The sequence below is a fragment of the Luteitalea pratensis genome, assembly GCF_001618865.1.
GTDB lineage: Bacteria > Acidobacteriota > Vicinamibacteria > Vicinamibacterales > Vicinamibacteraceae > Luteitalea > Luteitalea pratensis.
Map to the genome: position 1 here is coordinate 4,044,983 of NZ_CP015136.1, position 14,341 is coordinate 4,059,323.

The 14,341-nt window shown below is 65.8% G+C and carries 11 protein-coding genes; 3 read left to right on the top strand and 8 right to left on the bottom strand.

Features of this window, described 5'->3' with window-relative positions:
- The 8 genes from LuPra_RS16565 to LuPra_RS16600 are packed head-to-tail and all read right to left on the bottom strand — an operon-like array spanning position 1 to position 9,158.
- A complete protein-coding gene (locus LuPra_RS16565) occupies positions 1-861 on the bottom strand; it encodes an XrtA system polysaccharide deacetylase (RefSeq protein ID WP_110171766.1) in 861 nt (286 codons plus the stop codon).
- A gap of 4 nt (positions 862-865) precedes the next feature.
- The gene (locus LuPra_RS16570) at positions 866-2,248 is read right to left on the bottom strand and encodes a TIGR03013 family XrtA/PEP-CTERM system glycosyltransferase (protein WP_110171767.1); all 1,383 of its coding nucleotides are present in this window, start codon (positions 2,246-2,248) and stop codon (positions 866-868) included.
- Positions 2,249-2,250: 2 nt separating this feature from the next.
- Complete coding sequence (locus tag LuPra_RS16575) at positions 2,251-3,201, bottom strand: CpsD/CapB family tyrosine-protein kinase (protein WP_110171768.1); 951 nt, start codon at positions 3,199-3,201, stop codon at positions 2,251-2,253.
- A gap of 34 nt (positions 3,202-3,235) precedes the next feature.
- Positions 3,236-4,384, bottom strand: a complete 1,149-nt coding sequence (locus LuPra_RS16580) for an ExeA family protein (protein ID WP_110171769.1) — start codon at positions 4,382-4,384, stop codon at positions 3,236-3,238.
- A gap of 30 nt (positions 4,385-4,414) precedes the next feature.
- Positions 4,415-5,968, bottom strand: coding sequence for a GNVR domain-containing protein (locus LuPra_RS16585; protein WP_110171770.1), 1,554 nt, complete (start codon positions 5,966-5,968; stop codon positions 4,415-4,417).
- Positions 5,969-5,980: 12 nt separating this feature from the next.
- Positions 5,981-7,372 carry a hypothetical protein gene (locus LuPra_RS16590; RefSeq protein WP_157899286.1) on the bottom strand — a complete coding sequence of 464 codons (1,392 nt, stop codon included), beginning with the start codon at positions 7,370-7,372 and terminating at the stop codon, positions 5,981-5,983.
- Between the two features lie 29 nt (positions 7,373-7,401).
- Positions 7,402-8,067, bottom strand: a complete 666-nt coding sequence (locus LuPra_RS16595; protein ID WP_162271425.1) for a polysaccharide biosynthesis/export family protein — start codon at positions 8,065-8,067, stop codon at positions 7,402-7,404.
- Between the two features lie 20 nt (positions 8,068-8,087).
- Positions 8,088-9,158 (bottom strand): sigma-54 interaction domain-containing protein, encoded by a 1,071-nt coding sequence (locus LuPra_RS16600; protein WP_110171773.1) that lies wholly within the window; start codon positions 9,156-9,158, stop codon positions 8,088-8,090.
- Between the two features lie 334 nt (positions 9,159-9,492).
- Here LuPra_RS16600 and LuPra_RS16610 point away from each other — a divergent pair, with 334 nt between their 5' ends.
- From LuPra_RS16610 to LuPra_RS16625, 3 genes are read left to right on the top strand one after another with little or no spacing between them, the layout of a single operon-like run.
- A complete protein-coding gene (locus tag LuPra_RS16610) occupies positions 9,493-10,182 on the top strand; it encodes an ABC transporter ATP-binding protein (RefSeq protein ID WP_234800431.1) in 690 nt (229 codons plus the stop codon).
- Positions 10,182-13,052, top strand: a complete 2,871-nt coding sequence (locus tag LuPra_RS16620) for an ABC transporter permease (protein ID WP_157899287.1) — start codon at positions 10,182-10,184, stop codon at positions 13,050-13,052. Before LuPra_RS16610 ends, LuPra_RS16620 begins: the two co-directional genes overlap by 1 nt.
- Positions 13,049-14,338 (top strand): lipocalin-like domain-containing protein, encoded by a 1,290-nt coding sequence (locus LuPra_RS16625; RefSeq protein WP_157899288.1) that lies wholly within the window; start codon positions 13,049-13,051, stop codon positions 14,336-14,338. The genes LuPra_RS16620 and LuPra_RS16625 overlap by 4 nt, the downstream gene beginning before the upstream one ends.
- Positions 14,339-14,341: the final 3 nt, after the last annotated feature.

Genomic DNA, 14,341 nt, shown 5'->3' on the forward strand with positions numbered 1-14,341 from the left:
TCAGTGGGTGTGAACGGACGCCAGGTGCGGCGTGACGATGCTGCCGAGCGTGCCGAATCGGAAGTCGCGGAGCATCTGATCGAGCCGTGCCGCGCATTTGTCGAGATTGCGGTAGTGCCGGATACGCGTGAGCGGCGACAGGGGCATCACTGGCTGCCCAGGGTCCACTTCCCACGGATGCAGGTAGAAGATGGCAGGCATGCCCTCGGCGTTCACACGGCGGATGCCCCAGCGGGTCCACGCGTAGGGAAGCAGCCGAAAATACCCACCCCCGGCCGTCGGCAGATTCTTGCCGAGCCGGACGGTCGACGACGGCACCTCCACGATCGGGCCGGCCGTCGTGTGCCGGAGGTGAATCGTGCGCGGCGCATCCGGGATGCCGTAGCGATCGTGGTGGATGGGGAAGATGCTCGCGTCGTAGCGATAGCCTTCCTCGACCAGCACGTCGAGCGCCCAGAGCGATCGTTCGACGATCGAGAAGCTGGGCGCCCGATAGCCGAGCACCGGCTGACCGGTCAGATCCTGGAGCAGCGCGCGGGCCTCTCGGACGTCGGCCCGGAATTCCTGACGCGATTGGTCGTAGATCAGCTGATGCCAGAACCCGTGCGAGGCTACCTCGTGCCCGCGCGCGGCGATCTCCCTGACCAGGTCGGGATCGCGGCGGGCGACCCATCCGAGCACGAAGCAGGTCCCGCGCACGCCAGCGCCATCGAATATGTCGAGCAGCAATCGCGTGTTCTGGCCGACGCGCGAGGGCAGTGAATCCCACTCGGCGCGTGGCGCGGCCCCGGCCAATGCCGACGCGTGGAAATAGTCCTCGACGTCGATGGTCAGGGCGTTGATGACGGGGGCCGGTGCCATCAACCTACGTCCCGCGGCGCAGGACCACTGTCTGCACCGTCTTGAACAACACGAACACGTCGAAGGCCACGCTGAGGTGCTTGATGTAGAACAGGTCGTACTGCAATTTCTCGACCGCGTCCTCCACCGACGCGCCGTACGTGTACATCACCTGCGCCCATCCGGTCACACCGCGCTTGACCACGTGCCGCTGCCGATAGAACGGGATCTGGTCCGACAGCTGATCGACGAACTCCGGCCGCTCCGGCCGGGGCCCGACAAAGCTCATGTCGCCGACGAGCACGTTCCACAACTGCGGCAGTTCGTCGAGGCGGGTCTTGCGGCAGAACAGGCCGACCGCAGTGACGCGCGGGTCATTCTTCTGGGCCCACACCGCACCGGACGCGGCCTCGGCATCCTGGCGCATCGACCGGAACTTGTGCACGGTGAAGAGCCGCCCGTTCTGGCCAACGCGCACCTGGTGATACAAGGCCGGGCCCGGCGACGTCAGGCGGATCGCCACGCCGACGACCAGCATGATCGGCCACGCGATCAGCAGGCCGAAAATCGCGAGCATGACGTCGAATACCCGTTTGAAGAACAGCTGCAGGCGCGACGTCCGGAAGCCCTCGTTGAAGATCAGGTAGCTGGGGCGCAGGTTCTCGACCGCGATCTTGCCGGTGTACTGCTCGTAGACGGCCGACAGGTGATCGAACCGCACGCCGTCGAGTTTCATGTCGAGTAGACGCTCCATGGGCAGCTTGCCACGGGCATCCACCAGGCTCACCACCACGCGTTCGACGCGCTGGTCGCGGACGATCTGCGGAATCTCGTCGACCCTGCCGAGGACCGGGAATCCCATCCCCTCGGTCGTCGCCTCGTTGTCCGCGAAGCCGACGATCTCGACACCCAGCTCCTTGCGGCGCTGTGCGAGTTCGAGGGCGAGTTCACGGGCGGCGTGACTGCCACCGACCACGAGCAGCCGCTCGGCCGGGCCCACCGCCACCGACAGCCACTCGAAGGCGAAGCGCCACCCGGCGACGGTGATCACGACCAGCATGGAGGCGACGAGGAAGACGCCGCGTCCGATGATCAGGGCCGGCAGGATGTAGTAGGTCAGCGCCAGAACCAGGGACGCGGCGCCGAGTGCCTGCAGCACCCGCACGATCAACTCACGACGATCGGCGACGACGCGCAGGTCGTACAGCTCCGCGTAATACAACGACATCTGGCAGACCACGGCGACAAGGACGGCCTTGGGCCACGTCGTGGCAAGCGCGTCGGGAGACCAAGCGCCCTCGCCGAGCCACAGCCGCGCCGCGGTCAGCAGCGACGAGACGATCAGGACGCTTTCGAAGGCAATCAGCAGCGCCGGGCGCCACGTGAGTGCGGTCGGGAGGATCGGCACCGCTACTGGCCGCCTCTGCCGTAGTCGTTGTAGTACCCGCCGTACTTGCCATACCCGCTATGAACCGTGATGTGGTCTTCGAGCCGGTTCAACACCACGCCAAAGATCTTCGGCTTGCCGAGCGCCTGCACCGCCTTCTGGACGAGGGCATACGGTGTGCGATTGGCATGGATGACCAGCAGCGCCCCGTCACACTCCTTGGTGAGCAGGTTGGCGTCGGTCAGCAAGGCGACGGGAGGCGTGTCGATGACGATCCAGTCGAAGTGCTGGCGGGCATCTCGCACCAGTTCGCCCATGCGCTCAGACGTCAGGAGTGGCACCGGGTTCTCGACTGGGCGGCCCGCGGGCAGCAGGGCAAGCAGGGGAGACAGCTGAATCGCCGAGACGCGTGACGCCGTCGCAGCATCGAGACCCTCGCTCAGCCCCGACGTCTCGGGCGCGCGAAACAGGCCATGTAGGGACGGCCGGCGCAGGTCGGCGTCGATCAGCAGCACCTTGCGACTGTAGGAGGTCGTCAGGGTCAGGGCGACGTTGGCCGCTGTCAGCGACTTGCCCTCACCAGGTACTGCACTGGCCACCAGCACCACCTGCAGGCGGTGATTGATCTGTGCCTGGTGCAGGCTGGACGCCAGCTTGCGGTACTCCTCGACAACCGCCTGTCGGAGACCGGCACCCACCATCCGTTCGTCGCCGTCGAGCGACACGAAGAGACCGCCCTCCGGTATGGCGCCCGTGGCCGAGGAGGCGGGCGGGAGGGTGACCTCGTCAGGAACACCAGACTCTTCGGGAATCAGGGCATTCGGGGTCTCCGGACGAGCGTCGGGCCGCCCGCTCCGCGCCCGAGCCGACGTACCCTCGGCGAACTCCCAAGGCGCGTCGGCCTCGAAATCCGTCGCTCGGTGTTCAGGCTGTTCCCCACGTGCCCGTCTCAGGGCCTCATCAATTCGGCTCATCGCGCTGTCATCGCCCCCTCTACCCTTAGTCGGCTCATCGCTTCCAGAACTGGAGCGTCTGCCAGAACGATCGCCGTGGTTCCGACACAGGATCGTAGCGCGCCGTAGGCAACGCCGTGGCAGGACGAAGGTCCAGGATGGAGCCCGAAGGGCGCGCGGCGGCGACCGGGGCGGGGCGCGGCGGCGTGGGCTGGGACTGACGTGCCACGACCGCAGGAGTGGACGAACCGGCCCTGCCGGTGGAATCGGAGGAGCCTCTGGCCTGCCCGGCGTGCGTCGGCGGAATGGCCGCCGACGGCGCTGACACGGCGGGTGAGTGCGCCCTTCCGTCCGAACCGGTGGCCATCACGGACTGATCGCCGAGCCGCACCAGTGGCTGGAGGTCGAAGTCCCGGGCAACTTCCGAGACGACCTGCTGCGAGACGAGCGATTCGTCGCGAGCAAACGCTGAGACGAGGGCGTTGTCGCAGATCACATTGATCGTTCGCGGGATTCCCCCGGAATATTCGTAGACGGCCAGCACGGCCTCGCGAGTGAAGACCTGGGCGCTGTCGCCACCGGCAAGGCTGATCCGCTTGGCGATGTACGCCGCTGACTCGCGCAATGTCAGGGGTACCAACTCGCAGCGCAAGGCAACCCGCTGCTTGAGCTGCCGCAGCGATGGGTCGTTCAGCCGACCGGCCAGTTCCGGCTGGCCGACGAGAATCACGGTCAGCAGTTTCTGATCGGGTTTTTCGATGTTGGCAAGCAGACGGACTTCCTCCAGAAGCTCGTTGGGAAGGCTGTGCGCCTCGTCAATGACCAGTGCGGTCACGTTGCCTGCGGCCGCACGGTCCTCGAGCAGCCGTGTCACCGCCTGGAGGAATTTCGTCTTGCTTGCAGCGACCTCGTCCGGAAGCCCGAGCTGGGTCGTCATGAATTCAATGAACTCGTCGCGACTGAGCGTGGGGTTGCTGAGATAGGCGATGAGTTGGTTCGGCTGCACACCAGCCATCGCCACGGTCAACATCGTCGTCTTGCCGGTACCCGCCTCCCCGGTCATCACCAGGATTCCCTTGCGAGTGGACAGCCCGTACGTGAGCGTGCCGAGGGCCTCCCGATACCGCTCGGTCAGGAACAGGTAGCGCGGGTTCGCGGTCAGCTCGAACGGCCGCTCGGTAAAGCCAAAAAAACGTTCGTACATGACGTCTTACAGTCCGAGTCCCACGAAGTCTTACAGTCCGAATTTCACGAAGAGGAAGGTCACCGCACCCAGAAGCACGACGGCGGTCGCCATAGAGGTGGCAAAACGCCGCCGGCGGAGCTTCCTGCGCTCCGCTTGTGTACGAATCACCGGAATCGCGGCGACGACGGGTAGCGCGAGTGTCGATACCACATCATCCACCGTGTGGAAGGCGGAATCCCGGAATTCGAGCAGGAGAATGAAGCCGACACCCAACGCCAATCCGCCCGCCAGACCAAGGGCGGTGAAGCGCGGTCGATTGGGGCTGAAGGGCCGTTCGGGAACACGGGCCGTATCGAGAATCCGGAACTGCTCGCCGATCTGTCGCTGCTCGACGCCCGCGGACATCTCCGCGGCGTTGGCCTTCGACAGCAGGTCGTCATACTGCCTGCGATAGGTTTCGTAGTTGCGTTCGATCTGGAGACGCTGGTTCTCGAGCGCCGGCGAGGCCAGCACCCGATTCTGATACTGGCCGAGCGTGGCATTCAATCGATCGAGTTCAAGGTCGCGCTGCTTGATGGCCGCCGAGACCTGCGCCAATTCCTGCCGTAGCTCCGCAACTCTCAACGCCCGCGGATCGACACGACCGTTGACCTTGCCGTCGGGCGAGATGGGGCGCTCAGTCGATTCACGGTCAAGCTTGAGCTGAAGGTCCGATATGGTCCGCTGGACGCGCTTGATGTCCGGGTGGTCCTCGCGAAGGCGCATTCGCAACTGAGCCAGGGTCTCTTCCGCCTGGGCGAGCTGTGTCACCGTCTGGCTCGGCTGCAACGCGCCGGCCCGGAGATCGGGTCCGGTGGCGTCATTTCCGGTAGGATTGGTCAGTTCGGCGATCTGCCGCTCGACGTTCGCCCGTCGCAGCATGTCGGCGGCGTTCGCATCGGTGAGACCCTGCGCCCTGACTTGTGTGCTGTTGAGCAACGCCAGATTCGATGTGACCTCTTCAGGTAGCTGGCCCGTGTAATGCCGGCGAAACTCGGCCCGCTGCTTCTCGATGTCCTCGAGCTTCTTGCGCGTGTCTTCGAGCTGGGCGGTGAGGAACTGGCTCGTGCTGTCAGCCGTGGCCATTCGATTGCGCAGGTTCTCGTCAATGAACATCGACGCGAGGCGCTCGACCACGTCCTTGGCTGACCGGGCGCTCGCCGACTCGAAGCTCAGTACGAATACGTCCCCCCTCGTCGCCTGCGTCCGGATGTCGTTACGCATGAGTTCAACCACATCTTCCATCGGCATCAGTCGCCGCTGTTCAACGTACAGGTTGAAGTCGGTGATGACGCGTTCGAGCCTGCTGCGGCTGAGGATTTGCTGCTGTAACGACGCGAGACGGTCCTCGATGCGCTGCGTCGTGAACGTCCTCACGTAGGCATCAGGGATCTGCTGAGGCGTCACCATGATGAGCGTCTGCGATCGGAAGCGATCGGGGACGGTGTAGGCGTACAGCGTCGCGCCGATCAAGCCGATGGCGGCTGGAATCAGAGCGATCCACCAACGCTTCCGGACGACGCGGAGGACGTCGTCTGGAGTGAAAATCTTTCCAGGTAGCATGGCCGAATTATCTCAATGAAGCAGGTCTACCCACACTGTGAGTCCCACCCGCACGCCCTGACGGTCCGGGCGGTAGGACTCGATGAGGTTCTGCGACTGGAAGCCCGGGGGGACGTCGAGCCACGTGTATGTGTAAGCGACGAATGCGGCGAGGTTCTGGGTCAGGCCGTACTGCAGCTGAGCTCCGCCGCCGAAATTCGATACGCGCTCACCCCTGACCGACAGGTATCCGCCACTAGTGTAGGAGACACTAGCCCCGGCGTCGAGACGGTCCGTGAACAGACCGACAATGGATGCCGTGGCCGTGTCGTAGGCCATGAACTCGTTGTAGCCCTCCACATAGGAGGTGCCGCGCGTGTAGTTCAGCGATGCGCTCCAGGTGCGGAAAAACTGACGCTGCAGGGTCGCAAAGCCAATGATATTGAACTGTGTTTGACCGTCGCTTGCAATGTTCGATCCCCCAGTGCTGCGCCATATGTTCGTCCCCGTCCCGAAGCTGAACGACGTGCGACGGGCGAACGACAGCGCCTTGGAGTAATCGAGCCCGACATCAATGTTGTGCATGCTCGTGGACTCCTGGCCCGCATCGTCCAGAAGTGGCTGCGTGTCCACCGTGTCGAACCACGAGTAGCCGTAGCCGAGGCGAGCACCCAAGTTCGTGGTCAGGCGACGGGTGAGCCGAGCGCCCACGTACGTGGTCCCCAGGTCGGACAGTCCGGCGCGATCGGCGTTATCGTTCACGGGCCGGGACCCGAACCGAGTGGCGTATGCCGAAAAAGTGGTTCGCTGGCTGAGTTGATAGTCGTAGCCTGCAAAGCCGCCGAACCTGAGGACCTGCTCCCTCGCGCCCTGATAATCGGGAACGAAGCCTGCGCTGCTCACGCCCGTCGCGGGCTGCAGGCCTCCCGCGAACCCACCCCCAAGGACGCCGAATTGGTAGAAGGGCTGGACAGTGACATTCGCATTCACCGACAGCGACGACCGGGCCGTCAACTGCACGGACATTCCGCCCGCGGCGTCGTAGCTCCGGGCGTCAAAGTCCGAGATGTCGAAGAACTTCCGATAGCTGGCGCCGGCGCTCCCGAAATACGACACACGGTTACGGTTCTGGCTCCACGACAGCTGAACAGACCCGCCGGCAAGACTGCTCGTGGTCTGATCGAGCGAGCCGAGGCCACCTCCGGTCCCGGTTTCCAACCCGCCGCTATCGGCCAGAACATTGGTGTCATAGCCACCGAGGACGTTTCCGCCGAGGGACAGGTGGTTGGTGCCGGGCTGCTCCCGCCGTGCCCCGCCAAACACGGCAGGACTCCGCATGCCGGTTACACCGGTGCCGCCGGGCACGGGCATCTGGGCCTGCGCACCGGTCGCCGTGCCAACCAGCGACGACGCCGCGAGCAGCAACCGCGCGACGACGCGGCCCGCGTGCGGGGTCACGGGACGATGATCGTGTCACCCGGGCGGAGTTCGATGTTCTGCTCCAGCTTCTTGCCCTGGATGACGTCCTTGTAGTTGAACGGGTAGCGCTGCGTCTGGCCATTTTCCGTGCGCAGCACCGCGATCTTCTCCTTCTTGGCAAAATCGCCCAGCCCGCCGGCCTGGGCCAGCATCTGCAGCACCGTGGTGCGGCTGGTGAGCGCGTAGGGACCGGGTCTGCCGACCGCACCAGTCACGTACACCTTCCGGCTGTTCACCGCCTTGACGACCACCGAGACGTTCGGATCCTGGAAGTACTTCTCGGACGTCTTCTGGATTGCACCCCGCAGCTGATCGGGGGTCAGCCCCGCCGCCTGGATGTCGTTCAGCAGTGGCAGGGTGATCTTCCCGTCCGGACGCACCATCACGTCCGTGCTGGTGTCCTTGTCGCGCCAGAACAGAATCGCCAGCACATCGTCGGGACCGATGACATACGTCGGATCCACGGCGGCCGCGGCGGCGACGGGATCCACAGGCGCCGGCAGGGCCGCCGCCGGCTGGACTGGGGCCTGCGGCGGGGTCCCGGCCGTCGGCACCTGCGCCTGCGGTGGTGTTCCGGCCGACTGTGCGAACACGCCGGCGGGCATCAACACCGCGAGCACAACGATGGCGACTCTCCTCATGATGCGGCTCCTCATGGCCCTCAACGGAACTCCTTGAACGGCAGCTGACAGTCGTGCTTGCGTAAGAAATTCAGGAACCGTTTGTAGTCGTTTTGTTCCATGTTAAACATCCGACACACGATCTTGTAGTTCCCCCGCGCCTCCTCGAGGCCGCGGCGCACGATATCGCGTACGTTCTGCTTGGTGATCTCCCGCTCCATGTAGAGCGGGTAGACGGCAGTCCAGAAGGACTGTTTGTCTTCCACCAGTTTTCTATACAAATCATCGGCCACCGTGCGGCGACGTTCCCGCCTCGGCCGGAGCGACATCCCACGCTGGGCCTTGATCTCGATCGGAAGGTCATCCATACGGATGAGCTCATGCCTGCCGGTGACGACCAGCCGCTCGAGCACGTTCTCCAGCTCGCGGACGTTGCCGGGCCACGTGTACTCGACCAGCGCCTGGAAGGCTTCCGGCTCGAAGCCGCGCACGAGGTAATGGCCGCCGATGGTCGTGTACCGGCGCAGGAAGTGCTCGATCATCAACGGGATGTCCTCACGGCGGTCGCGCAGCGGCGGCACCATGAAATGAATCACGTTGAGGCGGTAGAACAGGTCTTCCCGGAACTGCTCCTTCTGGATCAGGTCCTGGAGATTGCGGTTGGTGGCGGCGATGATGCGGACGTTGGTCAGCTTGCCGCGGTGGTCGGCGCCCACCTTCTGGAGTTCACCCGTCTCCAGGAAGCGGAGCAGCAAACCCTGCATCCGCAGGGTCATTTCCCCGACTTCATCGAGGAACATGGTCCCCGTATCGGCCGACTCCAATTTCCCAGGCTTGTCCCGATAGGCACCCGTGAAGCTGCCCTTGACGTGACCGAACAGCTCGGACTCGAGGAGCGTTTCCGGCAGTCCGGCGCAGTTCATGGCGATGAACGGCCTCTCGACGCGGTTGCTGTGGAAGTGGATGGCACGGGCAACGAGTTCCTTGCCGACCCCGCTTTCCCCGGTGATCAGCACCTTGGCATCCGAGCGGGCGATGCGCTGGATCTCGAGCTTGAGCTCGATCATCTGGGTGCTGACACCGATCAGCTGTGCAGTCTCTGGGTTTTTCATTCTCTCTATACTCGTGCTGCGCGGTGCCGGGATTCCGCTCTCCCTGGAGAATCGGCCGAGTCGCGAATTTTCAGAATTCGCGCCCTGAAGCGCAGCCACGTATTTGCTCAGGTCAACGCATGACTGTCCAAAAACGCACGGCCTGGCGCACAAAGGCTACCATGCGGCAGACTTCAGCATCACGATCGTCCCGGCGGCTGTTGGATGGAATTTCCACCAGGCAGAGCACACGAATGGACGACGAAAGATCGGCACCGCGAACCGTGTATGGCGCGAATCGGTGCCGACAGGGAGAAACCGGCGCGCCGTGCTGGCCGGCTGCCGGACGCCACCGATGTCGCCGCTCCGCATGTCAACCGTAGGTTCGATGCTGAACGTCACGAGTGTGACCAAGCGGTATTCCGGTCAGGATACCGATGCAGTCGCAGGAGTGTCCTTTGTCGCGGTGCCGGGGGAGTTCGTGGCGCTGATGGGGCCCTCCGGCTGTGGCAAGTCGACGCTCCTGCACCTCTGTGGCGCCATGGATCGTCCCGACCGTGGGCAGATCCTGCTGGGCGACACCAACCTCGCACGCCTCGGCGACGACCAGTTGACGCTGGTGCGACGCCAGCGCATCGGCTTCGTGTTCCAGTTCTTCAACCTGCTCCCGACCCTCACCCTGGTGGAAAATGTCGCCCTGCCGCTCCTCCTGGCCGGGGCCAGCCCGGCCGAGGCAACGCGCCGCGCCCGTAGCCTCGGCGATCGGGTCGGCCTGGCCTCTCGCCTCGACGCGTATCCGGCGCAGGTCTCCGGCGGCGAGATGCAGCGCGCCGCCATCGCCCGGGCCATCGTCCACTCGCCGGCCCTGCTCATCGCCGACGAGCCGACCGGCAACCTGGACTCCGGCAATGGCGCCCGCGTACTCGAACTGCTGGTGGAACTCAACGCCTCGTTGCGGTTGACGATCCTCCTCGCGACCCACGCCTCCGACATCGCGGCGGCCGCGCATCGGACGCTGCACATGCGCGACGGGCAGTTCGCCTGATGCGGCGCCTGTTCCGTCAGGTGATTCTCCGGCAGTTGCGCGCGGAGAAGCTGCGCACGGCCATCACGATCGTCGGCGTCGCCGCGGGCATCGCCGTGGTGCTGGCCATCCGCCTGACCAACGCGAGCGCGGTGCGTGGCTTCGAGGCGGCGCTGGACCTGACGTCGGGGCGGGCCGGGCTCGAAATCGTCGGCGCGGGATTCGGCATCCCGGAGCGTGTCTTGCCTGAGATTGACTGGCTGCGCGAGTATGGCAGCACCAGTCCGGTCATCGATGGGGATGTGCTCGTCGAGGTCGGTAGGGACCGCTCCGTTGGTAGGGACCGCTCCGTTGGTAGGGACCGCTCCGTTGGTAGGGACCGCTCCGTTGGTAGGGACCGCTCCGTTGGTAGGGACCGCTCCGTTGGTAGGGACCGCTCTCCGAGCGGTCCCTCTCCAGCGGACGACGCGGCTATCGGTAGGGACCGCTCTCCGAGCGGTCCATCTCCAGCGGACGACGCCGATAGACGCCTCGGACGGGGAGATGGACGCCTCGGAGAGGCGTCCCTACCTGTGCGAACTGAACTCCTCCGCGTTCTCGGTGTCGACATCCTTCGCGACCTTCCGATCCGCGACTACGACATCGGCGACGCGGGGACGAACGTGCCGCGACCACGGACCGCGATCGACATCCTCGGTCTGCTGACCGACCCGGAAGCGGCCGTGATCACCCGTGCCTTTGCCGACCGGCACGGGTTCAAGGTAGGCGATCCGCTCCACATCGTCATCAGCGACCGGCTGAAGACGCTTCGTGTTCGTGCGCTCCTCGAGGCCGAAGGGCCTGCCAGGCTGCTCGACGGCAACTTCCTGCTGATGGATCTTGCGGCGGCGCAGTGGGCCTTCGATCGGTTGGGAGTCGTGGATCGCATCGACATCACACTGGCCGGGGACGTGGACATCGCCGCGGCGGAGCGCGCCATCGCGTCCCGCTTGCCGGTCGGCCTGGTCGTGCAGCGCCCTTCGCGTCGCGGCCAGCAGGTGGAGCAGATGCTCGCCGCGTTCCACCTGAACCTGACCGCGTTGTCCTCCATCGCGCTGCTGGTGGGCCTGTTCCTCGTCTACAACGCCGTATCGGTGTCGGTGCTCTCCCGTCGCCAGGAGATCGGGACGCTGCGGGCCCTCGGCCTGACTCGGCGACAGGTGCAGGCCTTGTTCCTGGGCGAGGCTGCCGTTTTCGGAGGCCTGGGCGTCGTCCTGGGGATCCCGCTCGCGCGGTTGCTCGCCGGCGTCACCGTCGCGCTCACGTCGAGCACGGTCAGGACCTTGTACGTGGCCACCGCGGCCGCGCCGCTCTCGCTCGGCTGGCACGACGTGCTCCTGGCCCTGCTGGTTGGCATCCCGCTCTCGCTGCTTGCCGCCTGGCTGCCCGCGCGCGAAGCCGCCGGTGTCCCCCCCACCGCGATCCTGCGCGGCGCCGATCGCGCCGACGCGCGCTCGTCACGCCAGGCGCGTTCCCGCTGGTCCGCAGTCGTTCTGCTGGGGCTTGCGGCGGCTCTCAGTCGGATGCCGCCCGTACGCGGCCTGCCCCTGGCGGGTTATGCGGCGAGTTTCGCGCTCGTATTCGGTGCGGCACTGCTGATGCCGGCATTGCTGCAGGTAGCGGCGCGGCGGGGTAGGGCCTTGTGGTATCGCGTGTTCGGCGTCAGCGGTTGGCTCGCGCATGCGGCGCTCGGCGGCGCGATCGGTCGTGTCGCCGTCAGCGTGTCGGCGCTGGCGGTGAGCCTGGCCATGATGGTCGCCATCACCATCATGGTCAGCAGCTTCCGGCAAACGGTCATCGACTGGGTCGGCCAGAGTCTCAAGGCCGACCTGTTTGTCGGGCCCGCGTCACGGCGCCGTGGCGCGCGCGCGCCGACGATCTCGCGCGTCGTCGAGGACGTCGTGCGCGCCCATCCGGAAGTGGCGGCCGTCGACGCGTTCCGCTCGGCGACCGTGCCGTATGGGAACAGCCTCGTCTACCTCGGTTCCGGAGACTTCGCCCTGCAGCAGCGATTCGGTGGCCTGCGCTTCAAGCAAGCGCCTCGGGCAGCGGCGGCGACGGTCCAGGCCGGCCAGGCCGTCGCCCTCAACGCGCTGGAGCAGGCACGCGGACGAGACGCGGTCATCGTCTCCGAGCCGTTCGCCACCAGGTACCGGAAGCACGCGGGCGAGCGTCTCTCGCTCGCGACGCCCGCCGGGCCGGTGGAGTTCGCCATTGCCGGCGTGTACTTCGACTACTCGAGCGATCGCGGCGTGGTGATGATGGACAACGCCACGATGGCGCGTCACTTCGGCGAGCAGCGACCTACCGGCCTCACCGTATATCTGAAGGACGGCACACGGGCCCCGGCGGTCCGTGCGCAACTGCTCGAACGCTTCGACGGCGCCGCGGGCATCTTCATCTACACGAACCGTGCGCTCCGCGAGGAAGTGCTGCGCATCTTCGACAGCACGTTCGCCATCACTTACGCACTGCAGGCGATCGCGATCGTCGTCGCCCTCCTCGGCATCGTCGGCTCGCTGATGACGCTGGTGATCGAGCGCCGGCGTGAGCTCGGCATCCTGCGGGCGGTTGGCGCCAGTCGCGGGCAGGTGCGAGCCATGATCGTGGCCGAGGCCGCAATGCTCGGCGCGATCAGCCAGGTAGCCGGTGTGGCGCTCGGCGTGCTGCTGGCGCTGATTCTCGTCTATGTCGTCAACCTCCAGAGCTTCGGCTGGACGATCCACCTCACCATCCCCTGGACGTCGCTGCTGCAGATGTCGGGCCTCGTGATCGTGACCACGCTGCTTGCCGGGCTCTACCCGGCCCAGCGCGCCATGCAGGAACAGGCCGCGCCGCTGGAGGACGAGTGAGGTCGCTCGCTCGAGCCGTGGCGACCGTCTCGCTCGCCCTCGCAGGCTTCGCGATGGTGGCGACGCCTCTCCGAGGCGTCCCCGGCCGCGATCGTCTCCGCCAAAGTCGGGGCGTGGAGATGGACGAGGTGCGTTATGAACGAGGTGAGGCGGTGGGCCGCTCGGAGAGCGGTCCCTACCGTTCGGAGGGCCTTTCGGAGGGCGGTCCCTACCTTCCAGTGGCCGATCCATGGACGCGCGCGGCCCCGACCCGGCCTGTCCGCCTGCCGGGCGACCACGTGTCACATCCCGAGTACCGCCTCGAGTGGTGGTACTACACCGGCAACGCGCGCGGCGACGACGGCAGGGCGTACGGCTACCAGGTGACGTTCTTTCGCGTCGGAGTGGATGCCGCTCCGGTGAACCCGTCCTCCTTTGCCGTTCGTGACCTCTACATGGCACACGTGGCCGTCACCGACATCGACGGCCGGCGCCACGTCTTTGCCGACCGCCTGAACAGGGCCGGGGTGCACTGGGCGGGTGCTCGTATCGATCGATACGAGGTCTGGAACGACAACTGGCGGGTGTCTCTCGATGCGCGCGGACGGCACCGCCTGGTTGTGGACGCCGGTGCTTTTGCGCTCGATTTGACGCTGGACCCGGGCAAGCCCGGCGTGTTGCAAGGCGACAGGGGATACAGTCGCAAGGGCCAGGATCCCGGCAACGCCTCGCATTACTACTCGCTCACGCGCATGCCGAGCACGGGCACGCTGCGCCTGCAAGGGCGAACCGTCGTCATCACGGGCAACAGCTGGATGGACCACGAGTTCGGCACGAGTGCCCTCGATGCGGGCACCCGCGGCTGGGACTGGTTCGCGCTGCAACTGGACGATGGTCGCGAGTTGATGTTGTATCAGCTCAGGCAGGCCGACGGGACGCCGAACCCGTTCTCGAGTGGGACGATCGTCGACCGTGACGGGCGAACCGAACACCTGAAAGTGGGGGACTTCACCGTGACGCCAGGGCGCACGTGGCGGTCCGCCGCCAGTGGGGCGACATACCCGGTGGAGTGGGACGTCCAGGTGCCGCGAGCCGGGCTGACTCTCGCAGTTCGGGCGGCGGTGGATGCGCAGGAGCTACGCACGCGGCGTTCGACCAACGTGACGTACTGGGAAGGCGCAGTCCATGTGTCAGGCAGGGACGCCTCTCCGAGGCGTCCATCCTCGCAGCCGACACCGGTCAACGGCGTCGGCTATCTCGAACTGACCGGTTACAGCGGCGCGAAGATGAGCGATGTGATGCGATAGTCC